The following is a 20,069-nucleotide window of genomic DNA, read 5'->3' as shown; positions in this document are numbered from 1 at the left end:
ATGTCGAGCGGAAGGGAAGCGGGATGAGGGCTGACGCGCAACGCAACCGAGCGTCGATCACCGATGCCGCGCTCCTCGTCTTCGCCGAGCACGGCGGCGCCGCGTCCATGGAGACCATCGCCCACCGCGCAGGCCTCAGCGTCGGCGCGCTCTACCGCCATTTCCCCGATCGCCGGACCCTGGTAGAACATATCGCCGTCGACGCGTTGCGTGATCTGCTCGCGTTCGCACAGCGCGCCCGCGACGACCCGGACACGACCCGATGGGAGGCCTTGCGCGCGGTAGTCGTGCACTGCGTCGGTCTGCCACTGGCCATGACACGGACCCTGCGCGAGACTCCCGAAGCCGGTCCCGTTGTCGCGGAACTCATCACGCGGACCAACGCGATACTCGAACGGTTGACGCTCGACGCTCAGCGCGAGGGCAGCGTGCGCGGAGATCTCACCGCGGCCGATATCGTGCGGGTACTCGAATTCGCCGTCTGCCGACCGGGCGCGCGGGCCGAGGATCCACTGCTCACCGTGGTGCTGGACGGACTGCGATCCTGAACGGTGACGTCGCGGCGGGATTCCCCCTCACCGCTCGGCGAACCAGCCACCGACGGCCGGTGCGGTGTTGTGCCAGATGTGTTTGGTCTCGCGATATTCGGCCAATCCACTCGGCCCCAACTCACGGCCGTTGCCCGAGCGTCCGAAACCGCCCCATTCCGCACCGGGCGTGTACACCCCGAAGTCGTTGAGCCACACCGTTCCGTGCCGCAGCGCACGCACGGTGTCCTGCCGGCAGTCCGGCGAGACGAACCAGCAGCGCGGCCCGCTCTTCGGTGGTGGTGGCGGCCCAGCGCCCCTCGTCGAACGCCACGCGGGCCGCCGCGACCGCCCGCACCGCGTCCGCGCGATCAGCCTCGCCGACGACGGCGATCACCGTGCCGTCGGCTGGATCGTAGATCTGTCTGGTGCCGCCACCGGCGGGGTGCACCCAGTTTCCGTCTATGTAGAGGCCCGGTGAGCCGAGCGAGGGCTCGTCGTGGAGGAGCATCGCGACCTTCTCTCGTTCGCCGACGGTGCCGAGTTTCGATCAGCCCGACTGTAATACTGGCCGCGCCCGTGGCCCGACGGCTATTTCTGATGTCTGTCCGGTTCGAGCGAGAGGCCGAATGTGTTTCGCGTCAGCGATGGCGGGAAAGCTGGACAAGATCGGCGATTCGCACCCCCGCGCGCCGTACGGAGTGGACACGTGGATTCGATTAGTCTTCGACGGCTGCGCGTCCGGTGAACCTCGGCAAGGAAATCTCGACCGGTATTCGGCTGACGATGGGAATCCCGTGAATCTATGGAACTACATCCGAGGGCGGGGGGAGTTTCTGACGTTCCTGACGTATCAGCACGCGTCCCTGGCGTTCCAGACGGTGCTGGTCGGCACCCTCGTCGCGGTACTCGTCGCGGTCGCGGTGTATCGACTCCCGCTCGTGTCGGCCCTCACACTGACCTCGAGCCGGGTCGCCCTGACGATTCCGTCGCTGGCCCTGCTCGCGTTACTGCTCGTCCCGTTCGGACTCGGCGTCGTTCCGTCGTTCATCATGCTGACGTTCTTCGCCGCGCTGCCCGTCATCGGTAACGCGATCGTCGGATTGCGCTCGGTACCGGAATCGGTCATCGAATCCGCGCGCGGCATCGGGCTCTCGCGTCGGCGCATCCTGCTGACCGTCGAACTGCCGATCGCCTGGCCGGTGATCCTCACCGGCATCAGGGTGTCGACCCAGATGATCGTCGGTGTCGCCGCCATCGTGGCCTATGTGCTCGGCCCAGGTCTCGGCTCGCTGATCTTCAACGGCCTGTCCCGGCTCGGCGGCGCGAACGCGCTGGAGATGGCACTGACGGGCACCATCCTCATCGTCGTCATCGCGTTGGTGTTCGACGCCCTGCTCGTCCTGCTCGGACGCTTCACCATCGCAAAGGGACTGTCATGACCGATGCTGTGACCAGCAGACCCGCCCCGACCGCCCCCGAGCGGAACGTGACGGGCGCTTCCATCCGGCTCGACTCGGTGGTCAAGCGCTACAAGGGTCAGGAAATACCGGCGGTGCGGCGCCTGGACCTCGAGATCGACGCGGGCGAGATCGTCGCGTTCGTCGGTCCGTCCGGTTGCGGCAAGACCACCACCCTCAAGATGATCAACCGGCTGATCGAGCCGACCGAGGGCCGGATCTTCATCGGCGATCGTGACGTCACCAAGGAAGATCCCGACAGACTGCGGCAGTCGATCGGCTACGTCATCCAGTCCGGTGGCCTGTTCCCGCACTGGACGGTCGCCAAGAACGTCGGCGCGATCCCCCGCGTGCTCGGCTGGGACAAGAAGCGGATCGCCGAACGAACCGAATACCTGCTCGATCTCGTCGGTCTCGACCCGGCGATCTTCGCCGACCGACTGCCCAAGGATATGTCCGGCGGACAGCAGCAGCGGGTCGGCGTGGCACGCGCGCTCGCCGCGGACCCGCCCGTGCTGCTCATGGACGAGCCGTTCGGCGCGGTCGATCCGATCACCCGGGTTCGCTTGCAGGACAGTCTGATCGCGATCCAGCACGAACTCGGCAAGACCATCGTGATCGTCACCCACGATTTCGAAGAGGCCACCAAACTCGGCGACAAGGTGCTCATCCTGTCCGAGGGCGGCCACGTCGAGCAGTACGCGCGACCCGAGGAGATTCTGGCCAGCCCGGCCACCCCGTTCGTCGAGGAGTTCGTCGGCTCCGGCGCGAAACTGGCGTACCTGACCGTGTCGAGAGTCCGTGATGTGCCCTTCGACGAGGTGATCACCGCGCGGGTCGGCGAATCCTCCGGGGCGGTGATCGCCCGTGCGAAGGCCGCGGGACAGAGCTGGGTGGTCGTCGTGGACGGGGCCGAGCGGCCGCGGTCGTGGCCGACGCTCGCCGAACTGGCCAGCAAGGCGGAGGTCTCGGATTTCCTCGATCGGCGACTGCCCGTCGTCGCCCAGTCCTCGACCCTCAACGACGCGCTCGACGCCATGCTGGCGACCAGCCAGGGCGCGACCCTGGTCACCGACGGCCGCGGTGCGGTCCTCGGCTCGCTCGGCATCGGCTCGGTGACCGAGGTGATCCGCGACAAACTCGCCGAAGGACACTCCGACGGTGAGGACCCGTCCTACGAGACCTACGTCGACGGCAGCGATCCCACACCGACACCGGTGATCGCCGCCGACGAGGGCCCCGGATCGGCCGGACAGTCATGAACCGGTTGCGCCGCGTCCCGATCGACGTGTGGTTCGAGCCGATCATCATTCTCGTCGTCGGCATCGGCTACATCTTCTGGTACCGATCCCAAGAATTCACCGCGACCGAGCAGGCGTCGCTGGGCTGGGACAACCTCCGCACCACCATCCTCGAACACGTCAGACTGACCGTGGTCGCGACCGTGATCGTGGTCGTCGTCGCGATTCCGCTCGGTATCGCACTCACCCGGCCCGCGTTGAAGCGGTTCGAACCGATCGCCGTCAATATCGCCAATATCGGCCAGGCCGCGCCCGCCGTCGGCCTGCTGGTGCTGTTCACCTTCTGGCTCGGCACCGGTTTCCGCACGGCGATCGTCGGCCTGGTCGTCTACGCGATCCTGCCCATCCTGCAGAACACCATCGTCGGGCTCAGGCAGGTGGACCAGCGCACGATCGAGGCCTCGCGCGGCATCGGCTACTCGGGCGCCAGGACGTTGTTCCAGGTCGAGCTGCCGCTCGCGGTGCCGGTGATCCTCAACGGTGTGCGCACGGCGCTGGTCATCCTGGTCGGCACCGCGACACTGAGCACCTTCATCGGCGCGACGAGCATGGGCACCCTGATCACGACCGGCGTCACGCTCTTCCTGCCGAAACTGCTCATCTCCGGCGCCATCCTCGTCGGACTGCTCGCGCTGATCATCGATTGGCTCGGTCGACTCGTCGAACTGGCCGCGACACCGCGAGGAGTCTCATGAGATCGCGACGAGCCCGAGTTGTCACACTGCTCTGTGCGTTGACCGCGGCGATATCGCTGGCCGGATGCGGACTGGTGAGCTCCTCGGGAACATTCCACGACGCGAGCCTGCCCGGCGGTGACAGACCGCTCGACGGCGCGAAGCTGACCGTCACCTCGAAGAGTTTCACCGAAGGCGTGCTGCTGGGCAAGATCACCGCGACCTACCTGGCCGCGGCCGGGGCCGACATCACCGACCTGACCGGTGCGCCGGGATCGGCTTCGTCCCGGCAGGCCCAGCTCAACGGCGACGCCGACGTGCTGTGGGAATACACCGGCACCGGCTGGGTCAACTACCACAACGAGACCGAGATCATCTCGGACCCGGGCGAACTCTGGCAGCGGGTGCACGACGTCGAGAAACGCGATCACAACCTCGAGTGGCTCCCGCCCGCCAACTTCAACGACACCTACGCCTTCGGCACGTCCACCCCGACCGCCGACCGCCTGAAGGTGAAATCCCTCTCCGATGTCGCCGCGCTCCCCGTCCCGGACCGGACCTTCTGCGTCGACGACGAATTCTTCAGCCGCTCCGACGGTTTCATCCCGATGCTGGAAAAGTACGGCATCCCCTACAACACTGCGAACGGAGTTCCGTCCGGCAACGTGACGCGCATGGACGCGGGCGTCGTCTACACCGCGACCGCCAAGAGCTCCCCGTGCAATTTCGGCATGGTCTACACCACCGACGGCCGGGTCAAGAATCTGAACCTGGTGGTCCTCGACGACGACAAGAAATTCTTCCTGCCCTACAGCGGGACGGCGGTCGTGCGCGGCGAGATCATCGACCGATACCCGCAACTGCGGACCCTGCTCGGGACGATCTCCGAACGTCTCACCGATCAGCTGATGCAGGAACTCAACGGTCGCGTCGACATCGACGGCGAGGATCCCGCGGACGTGGCCTACAACTGGCTGAAGAGCGAAGGACTCATCGAGTAGGACCGCCGGAATCCACGTCCAGCTAACAGTAGGAAATCCGACGATGGAGCCGTTCGACCGGACTCGCCGACCCGAACAGGGCCGACAACGCACCGACAGTGGAAATGTTCCTGTTTCAACCCGCTCGATTGTTCGCCTGCTGGTAACCATGTTACCTTGGTCCGATCCCGTTCCCGGGGACTGCCAGTCATCTCGAAGTGGAGGCGTGTTGCTCACACTCTCGCCGACCATCCGATCGGTTCGAATCATCGGATGCCACACGTCATCGGCCTCGACCGAGCAAACGATCTCCCACGAGAACAATCGGTAGCGGTCATGGAGCGTCACGTATCGGTCGAGTTCGGCATCGAGGGCATGCCCGTGCTGCACTATCGCGCGGAGGAGTCCGCCGCGACGGAATTCGCCGCCGAGATGCGCAGGCTCCGCCCGACCGGCACGGTCAGCGTCGACGATTGCGTGACCGGGGAGATGGAACCCCTGCCCTGTCAGCGGCTCTACCGCCGGTCCTGAATCGGTCGACCGGCCTCGCCGCGAGGTGCCAGGCCGCCGCGTAGAGCGCCACCGCGACCACGCAGCCTCGAACCGCGCCGATCATGCAGGCCCGGACAACGTCGTACCCGCTGTCGTGACCACCGCCGACCGCCGCCACACCGCAGATGATCGCGAACACCACGATCATGAGCAGTGCGAGAGTCCGCCACGTGGGGGTCGGATCGACAGCCTGGATCGCGCGAGCACGCCGGTACCAGCGCACGGCCACCACACCCACGAGCACCATCCCGCCGATCGATGACAGGTATCCGATCACGTTGTAGAGCTTGTGCGGCTCGACGACGCCGACCCGCAACCACGCCCATTGCCGCACCGCAGCGCCATCGGTCTGGGTGAACGCGTCCCATGCCAGATGCGTCGCCGCGCCGACGACGATCGCGACAGCCGCCGTCACCCATTCCACGACCGAGCGAAACCCGCTGTCGAACGCGGGGATTCGTCGACGAAGCCCGGGCGGGGCGAGGGCGAGCAGCGGATTCGCGGTCAGGCGGAAGATCGCGAGCAGGGCGAATCCGAACAGCAGATCCCACCCCGGCAGCGCCGCCGTCGCATGCGTCCGCACGGGCAGCGACAACGGCAGGTAGTAGAGCACGTCCGGTGCCATCGTGCCCGCCACGAGAGCCGGGAAAGGCAGGTGGCGACGGAGCAGGAGCGCGGCCGCCGGGTGGGCGAGGGTGAACGGCACCGGACCGAGACTATCCGGCGGAGAAATCCTCGGTAGGACATCGCCGTGCGGGGCACGACCCCGCCGGCTCCGCCGTCAGACCGACGAGAAATGGGCTTCCGCCACGTCGAGGAAGCGTCGACCTATCGCCGAGTTATCCGATTCGGCCCAGGCCACGGCCATCGGCACAGCGGGCGCACCCGCCACCTCGCGGAACACGACGCCGGGACGAGTCGCCGCCGCCACCCCGCGGGTCACGAATCCGATCCCCGCGCCCGCGGCGACCAGGCCCGCCAGTGTCGTCACCGGCGTGGCTTCCTGCACGATCCTCGGTTCGACACCGGCGGAGCGCAGACACGAGGTCATGGCATCGAACAGGACGGGCCCGACGCTGCGCGGGGCGGCGAGCATCGGCTCTCCCGCCAGATCGGCGAAGCCGATACTCGACAGCCCGGCCAGACGATGTCCCGCCGGAATCGCCAGGACGAACGGTTCGTCGGGCAGTGCGCGAGTTCGCAGATGGGAACGTTCCAGAGGCGGGTGCAGTACACCGAGGTCGATCTCGCCGCGATCCAACGCCGCTTCCACAGCGGGGGAATTGATTTCGAGCAGGTCGAGGGTCACCTGCGGGCAGGTGCGGCGAAATGCCTGGATCGCCCCCGGCAATGCCGTGTAGGACGCGATCACGGTGAACCCGAGCCGCAGTCGCCCGTGCAACCCCCGCTCGGCCCGACGCGCGGCATCGGCAGCTCGCTCCCCCTGTGCGACAGCCGCTTTCGCGGGCTCGATGAACGCCCGTCCGGCCTCGGTCAGCCGGACACCGCGCCGATCGCGATCGAGCAGAACAGCGCCGACATCACGTTCGAGAATTCGGATCCGTTGACTCAGCGCGGGCTGGCTCAGATGCAACTCCAAGGCCGCCCGCCCGAAATGCAGGGTCTGCGCCACCCGGAGGAAGCATTCGATCGACCGAAGATCCACGCTGTGATCGTATTTCACTATCACAGCCTCCGATATACCGATTGAAATGCGATCACAGTCACGCCGACACTGGGCCTATGACCGGAATGAAAGCCCTCAGCCTCTGTCTGGCCGCAGGCGTCGTCGCCGCCTGCGGATCCGGCGATCCCACGACCGGCATCACCCTCGAACGCGTCGTCGCGATCTCCGACGGCGACTACCTCGCGAGCACCTACGCCGACGGAGTCCTCCCGCCCGCCGACGCCGGTCACCGCGACCTGTTGACCGCGACCAGCATTATCGACGGCACGCATATCGCCACGGTCAACATGCGCGGCAGCGCATTTCCGCCCGGCTCCCCCGACTACGACGAATACGCGTCGGTGACGCTATTACGCATGGACCAGGCCACCGGAGCCGTGACCAAGATCGGCGACTACCCACTGCGCGGCGTCCTGCCCGAAGGCGGCGCCTTCGACCCCACAGGCGAATACTTCCTCGCCACCATGTTCCAGGGCCGCGTGCCGCAGGACCCGGGGCCGGGAATCGAGATATTCCGCGTCGGGTCCGACGAGGAGCCGGGTTTGACTCCCGTGCAACGGATCCCGCTGCCCCACGGTGTCCACCACGTCGCCGTCGGCTGACCGACGGGCGCTGTCCGGTGTCGCGTCAGCCGGTCAGCACTCGCGGCAGCCTAATACAGCGAGGACAGGTGCTCCGCGCTGTACGGCAGCACATCCGCCGACCGCCCGCTCAGCGTCTTGCGCGCCCACTCGGCATCGGCGATCAGGGCTCGGCCGACCGCGACCAGATCGAATTCGTCGCGCTCGGCCCGGTCGAGCAATTCCTCGATACCGGTCACTGCGCTTTCCGACGCCCTACCCGCGGGGCCGACGAATTCCTTGTCCAAACCGACGGAACCGACGGTGATCGAGGGCTTTCCGGTCAGCTTCTTGGTCCAGCCCGCCAGATTCAGCTCGCTGCCGTCGAATTCCGGGAGCCAGTAGCGACGAGTCGACGCGTGGAACACGTCCACGCCCGCCTCGGCCAAGGGAGCGAGGATGCGCTCGAGTTCGGCCGGGTTCTCCGCGATCCTGGCGTCGTAGTTCTCGGATTTCCACTGCGAGAGGCGGAAGAAGATCGGGAACTCCGGTGTCACCGTGGCACGCACGGCGGTGACGATTTCCTCGGCGAAGCGGATGCGCGACTCCAGGTCTCCCCCGTATCCGTCGGCGCGCCTGTTGGTGCGCTCCCAGAGGAACTGGTCGATGAGATAGCCGTGCGCACCGTGCAATTCGAGACCATCGAAGCCGAGGCGTTGCGCGGCGGCCGCGGCGTCGACGAAGGCCGCGACGATATCGTCGATATCCTTCGCGCTCAACGCCTCCCCCTTGGGCGCGCCGTCCAGTCCGATACCGGAGGGCCCCACCGGCGGTGCGTCGGCGACCGGCCCCGGGCCCGCTTCCCTGGTCACCCCGACGTGCCACAATTGCGGAATGATCTTCCCGCCCGCCTCGTGCACGCCCGCGACCACACGGGCCCAGCCCGCGAGCGCGTCCTCACCCCAGAAACGCGGGATGCGGTCACTCATCCCGGCCGAAGGATGGCCGACGAAGGTGCCCTCGGTGATGATCAGCCCCACGTCCTCCGCGGCCCGCCGAGCGTAGTACCGCACGACATCGTCGTCGGATACACCACCGGGCGAGAATTTGCGCGTCATCGGCGCCATGACGATCCGGTTGGGCAGTGCGAGATCACCGATACGGAACGGCCTGCCGAGAATCTGCCCGGCCCTGGCGGTATCGATGGTTCTTGTCACGAGTGCCTCCCGGCCCGATAAGTGCGCGACACTCGACCCGGGTCTTGCGCCGTCACGACTGAAGCTGCTCCGAAATGCGACGATGCCGTTGGCACGATCGACGCAGTGGCATCAACCTTCGGATCCCCGCGTTCATTCCCAGAACGGCTGTGGATTCGGCCAGGTGACCGGCGCGGTTCCCTCGAGTATCAGTGATACCTCAGCGGCGGGTCAGTCGGCGGATCGGCCCGAGTCCGAGCGCCGACAAGATCACGGTGGTGACCGGCTTCTTCCGCACCTGCATATGCATCCGCACCTGCTGCGCCACACCTTCGTCACAACCCTGCTCGATGCTGGTGTCGAGCTGCGCGATGTTCAGATTGCGGCTCGCCATGCCGACCCGCGGACGACGGGCTGATGGCGGCCGAGGCGGGCAGTCCCACCGAAGAACGGATGCGTGCGCTCGAGCGTCGCTCGGCGGACTTCGCGATGTGACCTCGCCGGGATGATCGCGTCCTGGGGTTATGGGGTGCCGGATTCGGGCGAGGGCGCGGTGTCCTTGCTGGGGTCCGGCTCGTCCGCTTCCGGTGGCGGGCCGCTGACCGCGTCGATCTGCTCACCGATGTAGCGGATCACCACCGCGATCATCGCGACCACCGGCACCGCCAGGAACGCGCCGGTGATGCCGTAGAGCGAACCGCCCGCGGTCACCGCGAGCAACACGATCACCGCGTGCAGTTCCATGCTGCGGCTTTGCAGGACCGGTTGCAGCACATTGCCTTCCAGCTGCTGCACCGCGATGACGATGCCGAGCACGATCAACGCGGTCGTCAACCCGTTGCCGACCAGGGCGACGAGTACGGCCAGGGCGCCGGCGACGAAAGCGCCGACCATGGGGACGAATCCGCCGATGAAGGTGATCACCGACAGCACCATCGCCAAGGGGACGTCGAGTATGAACAGGCCCGCGCCGATGAACACCGCATCGACCAAGCTGACGACGGCTTGTGTCCGGATGAATCCACCCAGGGTCGCCCAGACCCGTTCGAGCACCGCTTCGACGTGGCGCCCGCTGCGGTTGCCGAGCACCGAAAGCGTCCAGGGCAGCAGCCGTGGACCGTCCTTGAGAAAGAAGAACACCAGCACAAGGACCAGGAAGACGGTGATCAGGACCGAGGTCGCGGTGGTCACACCGGTGAATACCCCGTTGGCGATCTGCGCGCCGCTGGACTGGAGTCGTTGCACGATCGCGTCGACGGCGGAGTCGAGTTGCTCGTCGCGGATGTTCAGCGGTGGTCCCTGGACCCAGTCGCGTACCTGGTTGACGCCGGCGGTGGACTTGTCGGCGAGTTCGGGCGCTTGATCGGCGACCGAGGGCACGATCAGCGCGATCACACCGGACAGCAGCGCGAGGAATCCCAGCAGCGCGAGCGAGGCCGCCGCCGCTGGTGGCAACCCGTGCCTGGTCATCCAGCGGGTAGGCGGCCACAGGATCGTGGTCACCACGATCGCCAGCGCGACGGGCAGGATCACCACCCACAGCCGGGCGGCGACCGAACCCAGTACCCATGCCCCGGCCGCGATCGCCACGATGCACAGCGACCATTTGGCCAACCACAGCAGGCCGCCACCGATCACGTCTCCGCGATCACGCCACGACTTTCCATTCTGTTGCGTCCCAGCGCATTTCTTCACGGTCCCACTCACGCCGTCAGTCTCGCACGCCCCACGGTGAGGAGCGCGCCCTCCATTATCTGCACGATCTCCCATCGAGAAGGGGTCCTTTCCGGTCGGCGGGGCGGTGCCCGCCTGTCTCCAAAGGCCGAAGGGGTAGCGGGCCGGACGAAACATCGACCCGCGGTAGCGAAAGCGGTCCGAAGCCTTCTCGGCTTTCGGACCGCTTCGATGGATAGTTCCCGGTGAGGGCCGTCGGCTGGTCGCTCTCGGCCGGAACAACCGACCGCACCCCGGCGTCACTGCACCTTCGGTGTGATTACCGCAGGGCGCGATTGCGGCCGGTGGCGAGTCGGACCAGGAACAGCAGGATGACCGCGCCGCCCAGGCAGGTGAAGAAGCTGAACCACAGCCCGCCGCCCTCGACGTCGGTGCCGAGCAGTTTCAGCAGGAATCCGCCGAGCAGACCGCCGATGATGCCGACGACGATATTGAGCAGGATGCCCTGCTGGGCATCGGTTTTCATGATCTTGCTGGCGATCCAGCCCGCCAGTCCACCGATGATGATCCACCCGAGAATTCCCAGACCCAGCATTGCCATCTCCTCTGTTCACGAACCGCCGACGCTCACCGTCCGAGCGTGCTTCGCTGCCCGACATACCCCGAATCTCGGGAACAAACCTCCATCGACGAGCAAACCGATCTCCCTGCCGAGCAACGGCGTTCGCCCTGTCGGTCAAGGTCCGATCTCGACACAGGTGGGGCGGTGCCATGTCGTGACGATTGATATCGGGTAGTGCGGGTACTCCATGTCCATTCCACGGGTCCGGAGGGCGGGGCGGATGGATTGCCGAGGATCCAACTGCGAGGGGCGTCTGTGATGACGAAGAAGTATTCGAATGCCCACATTCGTGGTGCCGTGGTGTGGCCGGACCCGAGTCCGTTGAGTCAGTGGTGGGATCAGGTCATGGGGCTGCCGACCCGCGTGGACGAAAGCGGTGAGAATACCGAAGCGGCAGAAGGTCCGCCTTTGGCGGCATGACGGCTGAGGGACTCCCGTCGGGTCTGCCCTGCGATCACCATTCGGCAGGACAGACCCGCGGGGTGCACGAAGCGAGCCGCACGGGCCCGAAGGTCGGCGTAGTCGTATCGTGGCCTGGATGCGACCCGAGTCGAGGTGGTCGCACCCTGAAGTGCCGCATACCCGCACCGCCGCTGTTGTCACATCGAGACCCGAGGGCTGTTCGCCATCGACGCCGAGGCCGAACCCGGCGTGGTCGACTCGCCACTCTTGCGGTCACGACCATCGACGGGGTACCGGCTCCGGCGACGACGAACTCCGCGAAGCCAGGGCCATCGCCCTCTACGACACCCCCGCAGCACTCGTGCGGGCACTGGCGGACACTACCCTCGCCTGATTTTCGCTGCCGCCGGATCCTCCGCCCGGATTCGGCAGCGATTGCGGGCCGTTGTGGTCGGCGGTTTGTCGGCGCTGCGTCGGGGTACGGCCATGGTGGTACCGCGAGCGTGGATCGAACCGATATGCGGCACGAGTATCCGACGAAGAGGACTGGGTGGTTCTCGCCGACGCGTGGGGCAGGCGCATCGCCTTCCAGACCTCGCCGGACTATCAGCCGCCGAAGTTTCCGGATACCACGGGTTCTCAGCAAATCCATTTCGATGTGCGCGTCGACGACATAGAGGTCGCTCAACCCCGCGCCCTCGCGCTGGGAGCCAGCCTGGTCCAAGCCGAGACCGACGGTGCGTTCCGCGTCTACCGCGACCCCGTCGGCCACACGTTCTGTCTGGTCTGGCTCCCCGAATCGTGAGCGGTACCGAGCGCACAGGAGTCGCAGCGAACCGACCGACCGCCGTGCCGCGTCCAGTGTCCGCGTCCATCGCTTACATGGGCCGTCACCGCCCGTGGAAACGGTCTGTGTGCGAGCCTGGCCGCACACGGCCGTAGCACGGGCGTAACCGTGAGAGAGGCTGGGGTCGTTAGGCTTCCGATTGCCCGGCAAGGCGTACCGGGTCTCGCGGATCGCGTGGGCGCCCACTCGATCCGCGCAGCGGCACGGAACGAGCGAGCCGACCGTGCCCCGGGGCGTATCCATCGGCGGACACCGTCCGTTCGATCGCGCGAGACCACGATTCGGTATTCGGCGTCCGGGGGTCTACGATCGTTGTGGTCATCGGGGAAACCGATGCCCGAAACCGCGTGAACGGCGTCGTGGATGCCGCCCACGCCTGCTGTGAAAAACGGTGGGGCCGCCTTTCGGGGGTCGGCCCCATTGTCCAGCATCGAACCGGGTGATACCGGGCAAATCAGAAGCCGATCCGTGCGCGGGGCGCGGGTACCGACCGTCACGAACCGATGACGTCGCGGGCTCGGCCGATGATGAGCGGATCCGCGGCGGTGAAGATCTCGCGGTCCTTGTTCTCGTAGTCGAACAGGCCGAGCACGTGGCGCATGGCATTGAGGCGCGCACGTTTCTTGTCATTGCTCCTGACCACGATCCAGGGGGCGTAGTCGGTATCGGTGTGTTCGAAGTTCTCTTCCTTCGCCGCGGTGTAGTCGTCCCATTTGTCCAGCGAGGCCAGATCCATCGGCGACAGTTTCCACTGCCGGACCGGGTCGACCTGGCGGATCGCGAAGCGGGTGCGCTGTTCCAGCGGCGATACCGAGAACCAGAATTTCACCAGGTCGATGCCGTCCTCGACCAGCATCCGTTCGAACAGCGGCACCTGGGCCAGGAAACGCCGATGCTGTTCGGGAGTGCAGAAACCCATCACCCGCTCCACCCCGGCCCGGTTGTACCAGGACCGATCGAACAGCACGATCTCCCCGGCCGCGGGTAGGTGCTCGACATAGCGCTGGAAATACCACTGCGTCTGCTCACGAGTGGTCGGCTTCTCCAGCGCCACCACCCTGGCACCGCGCGGATTGAGATGTTCGGTGAACCGCTTGATCGTGCCACCTTTGCCCGCGGCGTCGCGACCCTCGAACACCACGACCAAGCGCCGCCCGGTGGCCTTGACCCAGTTCTGCAACTTGAGCAACTCGATCTGCAACAACCGCTTGTCGGCCTCGTAGACGGAGCGTTCCAGGCGCCGGTCGTACGGGTAGCCCTCGCGCCAGGTGTCGACGACGAACTCACCGTCGGCGGTCAGCAGCAGCGGGTCGTCGTCATCGATGTCATCGACGGCGAAGCCGGTGGTATCGGTCAGATCGATCGCCGATTCCAGATCGGCGATCTCACTCAGATCACGCAACACACGCGGGGAGGCAGCGAAGTGGGTCATTCCGCGACGTTAACGACGCAAATCGACCAGCCGGTGAACACCGGGCGCACCCACGTCGACTTGGACGGCCGGCAGCCGAACTCCTCCTGGTCGACCACGGATTCAGAAGCCTCGAAACACTCCGTCGCCGTCGACAGCATCGGCGAATTCGCTGAAGAACATGTTCACGATCGAAATGTTGTTCTCGATCGAATGCAACTCCGCGGCGATGACCCGGATAGCGCGCCGATCATCGTCGTCCAGATCAACGCACAGCAGCGGCAATTCGGCCGAGGCCAAACAGGTCGCATCGGCGACGATGAGCATTCGGTGCGCGAAACCTGCGGGGACCAGATCGAGGACTTGTTCGAGCGTCAGGTCCCGGTAGGCCTGATCCTCGAGGAATTCCACGTAGGCGGCGAAGTCGTCCTCGTTCGGTGTCGTCACCATTCGACACAGTTCATTCCACGCCGCGGGATTCGAATAGTCGGTTCGGACGACCGGAGTGTCGTCGGTCGTGCCCAGCATGTGCAGGTCGCTCACCGGATCGAACTACCCGACGCCCGATCTGCCTGCCTCGTACGGCGACTCGAGTCGATCGACAGGAGCCCCGGAGGTCCCGGCGAACAGTTGAACTGAACCCATGAGTTCAATATACTGATCTCGAACAGACTCTATGTGCCGGCCAACGCAATTGAAATCGTCGGCCGAGAGTCGAGTCCCGGATGTGCCCGGACCTCGGAGGTGGGAAGCGGATGACGATACCGGCCGGTGCGACCTCCTCGCGGGGGCGGATCGACAAGCGGCAGGCGATTCTCGACGCGGCGTTCGTCGTGTTCGCCCGGCGCGGCTACGCACTCGCGGGGGTTCAGGAGATCGCGGAGGAGGCCGGGGTCGCCAAGCCGACCATCTACAACCACCTCAACGACAAGGAAACCCTGTTCCGGCACGCGCTGACGGCCGTCGCCGATTCGGTGTTGGCCGAGAATCTGACGGTGGTGGAGCGGCTGCGGAATCCGGGGCCGGATCTCGATGCGGCACTGCGCGATCTGGCGCTGCGACTGATCCGGGTCTGCTGCGCCGAACGGTCGCGATCGTTGCGGTGGCTCACCTATGCCCAGGTCGCCCAATTCCCCGACCTGATCGATATCGTCGTCGGCCGCACTTCGGACCGCCTCGGCGAGGCGCTGGCCGACCGGCTGGCACGACTGTCACTGTCCGGGCGGCTGCGCCCGTGCGATCCCGCGGTCGCCGCCGAACAATTCCTCGTATTGATCACCGGACCGATGGAAGGACGTTCACGGCTGGGCACCCGCAAGGTCGCCGTCGCCGAGATGCGCGCCGTCGCGGACAGGGCGGTCGATACGTTCCTGCGCGCCTACGGCCCGGCGGAAACCTGAACTTCCCCTGCGTATTACGTCGAACCTCGACGCCGAGAAAAGGATGAACGTGACCGGTCGGACCGACAATCTGCTCGCGACCATCGAAGCCGAACGGGCGATTTTTCGAACATTCCACCATTTCTTCCGCATCGCGGACACCCAGGACAGCGAGCGGTTCAGCGAATGTTTCACTCCCGACGCGCTGATCGAGTATCGAATCATGCCCGGCCCGGTGCAGCGTTTCCACGGACGCGACGAAGAGTCCGATGATCGCCGCGGAGGCGACCGTCGCACCCGCGATGCCGCCGAGTACGCAGCCGACCGCCCCGCCCGTGAGCCCACCTGCCAGCGTCCCGATGGCGGCACCTGCGCCGATCGTGCTGGTGAGCCTGTTCCAGGCGGCCAGTTCCCGGTCGTAGGGGGTCTTCCACGGCGCGCCCTCCTCGAAGGGCAGCGCCACCGGGCGGTAGGAAGCGTGCTCGAGGTCGAACCGCGGCGTGAGCACGGCATTGTTCCCGGCTATCTCCGCGGCGATCGGAAAGACGAAATCATCGACACGGAAAGATAATTCGGCACCCGCGAGCACACTGCCGTCGGCCGACCGGATCGTGAACCTGTCCCCGTCGCTCGCCAGTTTCCCCGAATCGGTTTCGATGTGCACCGATTCCGGGGTGGTGGTGGCCTTGTAGTTCACCGGCGCGACGTCGCCGGTGACGTCCGCGTGGCTGATTCCCGGCAAGGCGCTCAGGCCCGCGGCCAGGAGCGCCACGGCGCCCATTCGTTTGTTCATGGATATCCGGTTTTCTTTCTCTCGTTGGACGAAATGCGTTCGAGTCAGTGCGCGAATTCGGGCGCGATCTTGTCCGCGACGAAGTCGAGGGTTCGTTTGGCGACCTCGATCGGGAGATTGCCCGAGTGGATGGTGAGGCTGACGGTGATGTCGGTGCCGTATGCCGCACCGAGTCGGGACAGTTGCGCGCGGACGTCCTCCACGGTGCCCGCCAGAATGTGGTCGTCGCCGAGTCGTTTGTCGAAATGCAGGAGGGCGCCGACGTTCGCGAGATTCTCGTAGCCGGGGTAGTCGGCGCTGCGCTCGGTCGACCACGCGCGGGTGGCCTCGGCGATCTTGTCGGAGTAGAGCTGCTCGTCGCGCCTGCCGAGGGTCAGTGCCTCGTCCCGGTCGTCGGCGATGAACGCGCCCAGGCTGATCTGCACGTCCTCGGTGCCCTGCGGTCGTCCGCCCGCGACCCAGCCCCTGCGGTAGGCGGCAAGGATCTCGGCGAAACCGTCGGGGCCCGCGATGGCGGGAACCGCCTGGAGGCCGCGGCCGAGGAAACCGGCCGCTTCGGCCGAGGCGGAGCTGGTGGCCGTGGCCACGTACACCCGAGGTCCCGGCCGTTGGAAGGGACGCGGGAGCAGGGTGACCGGCCCGAACCGGTGGAAGGCCCCGTCGACGACGACGTTCTCCTCCGCCCACAGCCGCTCGACGGTTCGCACCCCTTCGTCGAATCGGGCGCGGCTCTCGTCGAGACTCACCCCGAACGCGGCGAATTCACCGGGCAGGAAGGCGCGTCCGAAGCCGACATCGAGCCGCCCGTGGCTGAGGTTGTCGAGCACGGCCAGGCGACCGGCCAGCTGGATCGGATGGGAGAACGCCGGGATGACGGCACCGGTCGCGATCCGGATGGATCGGGTCCGCGCGGCGACCGCGGAGAGGAACGGCACCGGATCCGGGCTGTAACCGCCGTAGGGGAAGAAATAGTGTTCGACGGTCCCCCGAAGAGTTCCTTCGTCCAGGCGACCTCGACCACCGCGCTCGCGCCGATATCGGCGGCCGCGTGGAGTCTCGGACCGTTGGAGAACCGCACGGACACCGTGTCGGGACTCTTCACCACCGATTCCACATAACCCGCGAGCAGGCTGTTCGCCGTCGCCGCCTGCGCGCCGAGTCCGACGATCCCGTCCCAGGTGGTCTTGACCGCCGCGGCGTCGAAAGGTGTTCCGTCACTGAATGTCACGTCGGTGCGCAGCACGAAGGTGAATTCGGTCGCGGTGTCGTTACCGGACCAGGAGCGGGCCAGCCAGGGATGCAGCGATCCGTCGGCGGGATTCTGGTAGACCAGCGAGTCGACCAGGGGGCGAACGAACGGACTCGCGTTCGCGGTGAGATTCTGCGCGGGATCGATGCAGTCGGCGGTATTGGCCGTCGCGATGGTGAGCGTGTCCTTGCCCGACGCGGAATCCGTGCCCGCACAACCCGCGGCGAGGGTGCACAGCAGTGTCGCGGCGAGCATCGCCCGCGCGGCTTCGGTGGATCTCATCGGCGCGCGGACCGCCGGATCGCGGGATCGAGATCGTCGCGGATCACCTGGCAGTCGGCCACCGACAGCGTGCCGTCGGCATTGCGGCGCAGTTCGTCCTCGACCAGGACGCTCGGCAGGAAACGCACCGCCCCTTCGCGATCCACGAGCGAGGTCAACGCGTAGTAACTGACGAGCACGACGTCCTCGGAAGGACCCGGCTCGACCACGAACTGGTCGAACCAGTGCCGATGGGTCGCCTCGGCGTGCGCGGACGCGGTCGCCCTGGTGGCCTCGGCGATGGCCTCGCGTCCTCGCAGCGCGTCCTGGCGCGAGGCGTGCCGCAGCACTCCGTCCTCGGTGAACGTCGCCGCGAAACCCTCCGCGTCGACATCGTCGAGCAATCGGGCCTGCCCGGCCAGGAAACTCTGCACCTGCACATAGGTCTGGACGTCTCGCCCGAGGATGCTCGGGTCATTGGTGATGGTCACTGTGGTCCTCCATGAGATGTGTTCGGCTGCCGCCGGTTTTACGCGAGCGAGCGCTCGGCTTCGGTGAATGCCCGCGCGGCTTCCAATGTCGCGACGCTGTTTCCGCCCAGGGCCGCGCGCACCCGCCGTTCGACGTCCTCGCGATCGGTCGCGCCCAGTCGCGCGCGCAGCCGTTCCAGGTCGAGCTGGACGTGGTGGTGCGAGGTGGCCACCGTCGTGTCACCGTTCTCCTCCAACGTCCACTTCCCGTGGTGGGCGAGGAATCCGTCCGGGACGACGGTCTGTTTGTAGGCCAGTTCGAAGCGATCGGTCACCACGCGGTAGGAGCGGGTGGTGTGCGCCTCGCCCGCGCTGTTCACGGTGTCCATCTCCAGGATCTGCGCGTCGTCGACCGAGGACAGCGCCACGCGCGACACATGTGGCAGCCGCTCGGGCCACAAGTCGGCCCGGTACAGGAAATCGAAGACCGGTTGCGCGGGCGAGGCGATGGCGACGCTGTCGGAGAACGCGAGGGAGACAATGGAACCGTCGCTCCTGCCGACCGCCGTCGCCGCGACCGCCGCGAGTTCGGCGTCGCTGTTCGCGTCGAGGGCGCGCTGTATCCAGGCCACCGAGTCGGGATCGTCACCGACCGCGCTGAACCGGTGGTCGAGGGTCAGCGTCGATGTGCCGTCCCCGGTGGAGTCGACCCGCCACGTCCCCGACATCGAGGCGACGGGCGCGGCCGAGACGAGTTGCCGGAAGGTCACCGTGCGATTCCCGGCGTCGAGCTCACGCCGCGACCGCCACGTCTTGACCGTGTCCTGCGCCGTGGCCCAGATGTCGAGCGATTCGGCGCTGTCCGGTCCTGGTTCGCGCCGCACGTGGATCGTGGGCGGGAAGATGAGCGGCCAACTCTGCGCGTCGGCGATCACCTCGTAGATCTGATCGGCCGACGCCGCGACCTCGACGCTGTGCCGTGTCGTGTATTCGGCGGGGCCGGAACCTGATTCGGACATGACTTCTCCTGGAGCTGGTGATTTCGAGAGTGCGCGTCAGCGCAGGTGCACGCCGCCGTCGACCAGGAGCACGGTCCCCGTCGAGTATCCGGCCCCGGCCAGGCCGAGTACCGCTTCGGCGACATCGCCCGGCAGGCCGATCCGGCGCAGCGGGGCGATGGCGCTCACTTGTTCGCGCGGGCCGGTGAGGGCGGTGGTGAATTCGGTGTCGATGAGTCCGGGAGCCACCGCGTTGACGCGGATGTCGGGTCCGAGCGTTGCGGCGAGCAGCCGGGTGAGATGTTCGATCGCGGCCTTGCTCACCGCGTACGGGATCGAGCTGCCCGCGGGCCTGCTCCCGGCGATGGAGGAGATGTTGACGATCTGTCCGTGCGGCGATTTACGCAGGTGCTCCACGGCGGCCACGGTCAGCCGCCAGGTGCCGAAGACGTTGACCTCGAAGATATCCCGCCAGACTTCCACCGAGGCGGCGGCGAGATCGTCGTGTGGGATCTGCCTGGTCACGCCCGCGTTGTTCACCAGGACGTCGAGTCCACCGAATTCCGCGACGACCCGGTTGATCAGATCGCCCGCTTCGGTCTCGTCGCTGATATCGGCCCGGAAGTAGAGCGCGCCGGGAATATCGGAGGCGACCTTCTCCCCCGCGTCCACCGAATTGGCGGAATTCACCGCGACCCGGTAACCGGCCTGCCCGAATCGTCTGGCGATCTCGGCGCCGATTCCCGACGACGACCCGGTGACCAGGACGACGGGCTGGTCCGCGTGTTCTGCCCTACTGCTCATTTTCCATTCCTTTCACCCGTGGTCGCGAATTCGATCGCGGCCACCGGGCACGAATCACGCACCTCGACCAGGCGGGCGCGCACTGCCGGATCAGCCGAATTCACCTCGGCGTCGACCACGACGACGGTGCCGCTGTCCTCGTCCTGCGCGAAATGCCGCGGCAGCAGCCGGGCACACTGGCCCGAACCGATGCACAGTCCCGGGTCGGCGTCGATGTACACG

Annotated in this window: 24 protein-coding genes and 3 pseudogenes; 12 read left to right on the top strand and 15 right to left on the bottom strand. The window is 66.6% G+C overall.

Going from position 1 to position 20,069, the window contains the following annotated elements; genetic code table 11:
• Positions 1 to 23: 23 nt before the first annotated feature.
• A complete protein-coding gene (locus OG225_RS13680; RefSeq protein WP_405182003.1) occupies positions 24 to 548 on the top strand; it encodes a TetR/AcrR family transcriptional regulator in 525 nt (174 codons plus the stop codon).
• A 27-nt stretch (positions 549 to 575) separates the two neighbouring features.
• Here OG225_RS13680 and OG225_RS13675 read toward each other — a convergent pair.
• Positions 576 to 770: pseudogene (locus tag OG225_RS13675) on the bottom strand (aldehyde dehydrogenase family protein); the annotation flags it as partial.
• Positions 771 to 795: 25 nt separating this feature from the next.
• Positions 796 to 1,038 (bottom strand): annotated as a pseudogene (locus tag OG225_RS13670) (aldehyde dehydrogenase family protein); the annotation flags it as partial.
• A 286-nt stretch (positions 1,039 to 1,324) separates the two neighbouring features.
• Between OG225_RS13670 and OG225_RS13665 the strand changes: the two are divergent.
• From OG225_RS13665 to OG225_RS13645, 5 genes are all read left to right on the top strand, one after another.
• On the top strand, positions 1,325 to 1,969 hold the full coding sequence (locus OG225_RS13665; RefSeq protein WP_405182002.1) for an ABC transporter permease: 645 nt from the start codon (positions 1,325 to 1,327) through the stop codon (positions 1,967 to 1,969).
• The gene (locus OG225_RS13660) at positions 1,966 to 3,249 is read left to right on the top strand and encodes an ATP-binding cassette domain-containing protein (protein ID WP_405182001.1); all 1,284 of its coding nucleotides are present in this window, start codon (positions 1,966 to 1,968) and stop codon (positions 3,247 to 3,249) included. The genes OG225_RS13665 and OG225_RS13660 overlap by 4 nt, the downstream gene beginning before the upstream one ends.
• The gene (locus OG225_RS13655; protein ID WP_405182000.1) at positions 3,246 to 3,983 is read left to right on the top strand and encodes an ABC transporter permease; all 738 of its coding nucleotides are present in this window, start codon (positions 3,246 to 3,248) and stop codon (positions 3,981 to 3,983) included. The genes OG225_RS13660 and OG225_RS13655 overlap by 4 nt, the downstream gene beginning before the upstream one ends.
• The gene (locus tag OG225_RS13650; RefSeq protein ID WP_405181999.1) at positions 3,980 to 4,963 is read left to right on the top strand and encodes a glycine betaine ABC transporter substrate-binding protein; all 984 of its coding nucleotides are present in this window, start codon (positions 3,980 to 3,982) and stop codon (positions 4,961 to 4,963) included. The genes OG225_RS13655 and OG225_RS13650 overlap by 4 nt, the downstream gene beginning before the upstream one ends.
• Before the next feature lie 252 nt (positions 4,964 to 5,215).
• Positions 5,216 to 5,473, top strand: a complete 258-nt coding sequence (locus OG225_RS13645; protein WP_405181998.1) for a hypothetical protein — start codon at positions 5,216 to 5,218, stop codon at positions 5,471 to 5,473.
• Here OG225_RS13645 and OG225_RS13640 read toward each other — a convergent pair.
• A complete protein-coding gene (locus OG225_RS13640; RefSeq protein ID WP_405181997.1) occupies positions 5,403 to 6,200 on the bottom strand; it encodes a DUF4184 family protein in 798 nt (265 codons plus the stop codon). The genes OG225_RS13645 and OG225_RS13640 overlap by 71 nt on opposite strands.
• 75 nt (positions 6,201 to 6,275) lie before the next feature.
• Complete coding sequence (locus tag OG225_RS13635; RefSeq protein WP_405181996.1) at positions 6,276 to 7,160, bottom strand: LysR family transcriptional regulator; 885 nt, start codon at positions 7,158 to 7,160, stop codon at positions 6,276 to 6,278.
• Between the two features lie 77 nt (positions 7,161 to 7,237).
• On the opposite strand from OG225_RS13635, the gene OG225_RS13630 reads away from it, so the two are divergent.
• On the top strand, positions 7,238 to 7,783 hold the full coding sequence (locus tag OG225_RS13630; RefSeq protein ID WP_405181995.1) for a hypothetical protein: 546 nt from the start codon (positions 7,238 to 7,240) through the stop codon (positions 7,781 to 7,783).
• A 50-nt stretch (positions 7,784 to 7,833) separates the two neighbouring features.
• Here OG225_RS13630 and OG225_RS13625 read toward each other — a convergent pair whose 3' ends face one another.
• Positions 7,834 to 8,958, bottom strand: a complete 1,125-nt coding sequence (locus OG225_RS13625) for an NADH:flavin oxidoreductase (RefSeq protein WP_405181994.1) — start codon at positions 8,956 to 8,958, stop codon at positions 7,834 to 7,836.
• Between OG225_RS13625 and OG225_RS13620 the strand changes: the two genes are divergently transcribed.
• A complete protein-coding gene (locus OG225_RS13620) occupies positions 8,867 to 9,355 on the top strand; it encodes a site-specific integrase (protein WP_405181993.1) in 489 nt (162 codons plus the stop codon). The genes OG225_RS13625 and OG225_RS13620 overlap by 92 nt on opposite strands.
• A gap of 104 nt (positions 9,356 to 9,459) precedes the next feature.
• Here OG225_RS13620 and OG225_RS13615 read toward each other — a convergent pair whose 3' ends face one another.
• Both OG225_RS13615 and OG225_RS13610 read right to left on the bottom strand, forming a co-directional pair.
• Positions 9,460 to 10,707 carry an AI-2E family transporter gene (locus tag OG225_RS13615; protein ID WP_405181992.1) on the bottom strand — a complete coding sequence of 416 codons (1,248 nt, stop codon included), beginning with the start codon at positions 10,705 to 10,707 and terminating at the stop codon, positions 9,460 to 9,462.
• A gap of 223 nt (positions 10,708 to 10,930) precedes the next feature.
• Positions 10,931 to 11,206 (bottom strand): GlsB/YeaQ/YmgE family stress response membrane protein, encoded by a 276-nt coding sequence (locus OG225_RS13610; RefSeq protein ID WP_405181991.1) that lies wholly within the window; start codon positions 11,204 to 11,206, stop codon positions 10,931 to 10,933.
• 285 nt (positions 11,207 to 11,491) lie between these two features.
• Here OG225_RS13610 and OG225_RS13605 point away from each other — a divergent pair, with 285 nt between their 5' ends.
• Entirely contained in the window at positions 11,492 to 11,653 is a 162-nt protein-coding gene (locus tag OG225_RS13605) for a hypothetical protein (protein ID WP_405181990.1), read from the top strand.
• 427 nt (positions 11,654 to 12,080) lie between these two features.
• Positions 12,081 to 12,440 carry a VOC family protein gene (locus OG225_RS13600; protein WP_405181989.1) on the top strand — a complete coding sequence of 120 codons (360 nt, stop codon included), beginning with the start codon at positions 12,081 to 12,083 and terminating at the stop codon, positions 12,438 to 12,440.
• A 535-nt stretch (positions 12,441 to 12,975) separates the two neighbouring features.
• Here OG225_RS13600 and ppk2 read toward each other — a convergent pair.
• The gene (gene ppk2, locus OG225_RS13595; RefSeq protein WP_405181988.1) at positions 12,976 to 13,914 is read right to left on the bottom strand and encodes a polyphosphate kinase 2; all 939 of its coding nucleotides are present in this window, start codon (positions 13,912 to 13,914) and stop codon (positions 12,976 to 12,978) included.
• Positions 13,915 to 14,016: 102 nt separating this feature from the next.
• Positions 14,017 to 14,436: a DUF6924 domain-containing protein gene (locus OG225_RS13590; protein ID WP_405181987.1), complete on the bottom strand. Its 420-nt coding sequence runs from the start codon at positions 14,434 to 14,436 to the stop codon at positions 14,017 to 14,019.
• Between the two features lie 212 nt (positions 14,437 to 14,648).
• Here OG225_RS13590 and OG225_RS13585 point away from each other — a divergent pair, with 212 nt between their 5' ends.
• Together OG225_RS13585 and OG225_RS13580 are read left to right on the top strand one after the other, a co-directional pair.
• Positions 14,649 to 15,293, top strand: a complete 645-nt coding sequence (locus OG225_RS13585) for a TetR/AcrR family transcriptional regulator (protein WP_405181986.1) — start codon at positions 14,649 to 14,651, stop codon at positions 15,291 to 15,293.
• 49 nt (positions 15,294 to 15,342) lie between these two features.
• Positions 15,343 to 15,843: a nuclear transport factor 2 family protein gene (locus OG225_RS13580; protein ID WP_405181985.1), complete on the top strand. Its 501-nt coding sequence runs from the start codon at positions 15,343 to 15,345 to the stop codon at positions 15,841 to 15,843.
• Positions 15,844 to 16,109: 266 nt separating this feature from the next.
• Here OG225_RS13580 and OG225_RS13575 read toward each other — a convergent pair whose 3' ends face one another.
• The 6 genes and pseudogenes from OG225_RS13575 to OG225_RS13550 all read right to left on the bottom strand — a co-directional run bounded on the left by OG225_RS13575 (position 16,110) and on the right by OG225_RS13550 (position 20,068).
• Complete coding sequence (locus OG225_RS13575) at positions 16,110 to 17,000, bottom strand: LLM class flavin-dependent oxidoreductase (RefSeq protein ID WP_405181984.1); 891 nt, start codon at positions 16,998 to 17,000, stop codon at positions 16,110 to 16,112.
• A 137-nt stretch (positions 17,001 to 17,137) separates the two neighbouring features.
• Positions 17,138 to 17,569: pseudogene (locus OG225_RS13570) on the bottom strand (ABC transporter substrate-binding protein); the annotation flags it as partial.
• A 23-nt stretch (positions 17,570 to 17,592) separates the two neighbouring features.
• Positions 17,593 to 18,066, bottom strand: a complete 474-nt coding sequence (locus tag OG225_RS13565) for a nuclear transport factor 2 family protein (protein WP_405181983.1) — start codon at positions 18,064 to 18,066, stop codon at positions 17,593 to 17,595.
• Positions 18,067 to 18,104: 38 nt separating this feature from the next.
• Positions 18,105 to 19,064 carry an SRPBCC family protein gene (locus OG225_RS13560; protein ID WP_405181982.1) on the bottom strand — a complete coding sequence of 320 codons (960 nt, stop codon included), beginning with the start codon at positions 19,062 to 19,064 and terminating at the stop codon, positions 18,105 to 18,107.
• A 36-nt stretch (positions 19,065 to 19,100) separates the two neighbouring features.
• The gene (locus OG225_RS13555; protein ID WP_405181981.1) at positions 19,101 to 19,847 is read right to left on the bottom strand and encodes an SDR family NAD(P)-dependent oxidoreductase; all 747 of its coding nucleotides are present in this window, start codon (positions 19,845 to 19,847) and stop codon (positions 19,101 to 19,103) included.
• Entirely contained in the window at positions 19,844 to 20,068 is a 225-nt protein-coding gene (locus OG225_RS13550; protein WP_109525841.1) for a ferredoxin, read from the bottom strand. The genes OG225_RS13555 and OG225_RS13550 overlap by 4 nt, the downstream gene beginning before the upstream one ends.
• Position 20,069: the final 1 nt, after the last annotated feature.

It is taken from the genome of Nocardia sp. NBC_01377 (genome assembly GCF_045040005.1).
GTDB lineage: Bacteria > Actinomycetota > Actinomycetes > Mycobacteriales > Mycobacteriaceae > Nocardia > Nocardia noduli.
This window is presented reverse-complemented; position numbering and strand designations above follow the sequence as displayed.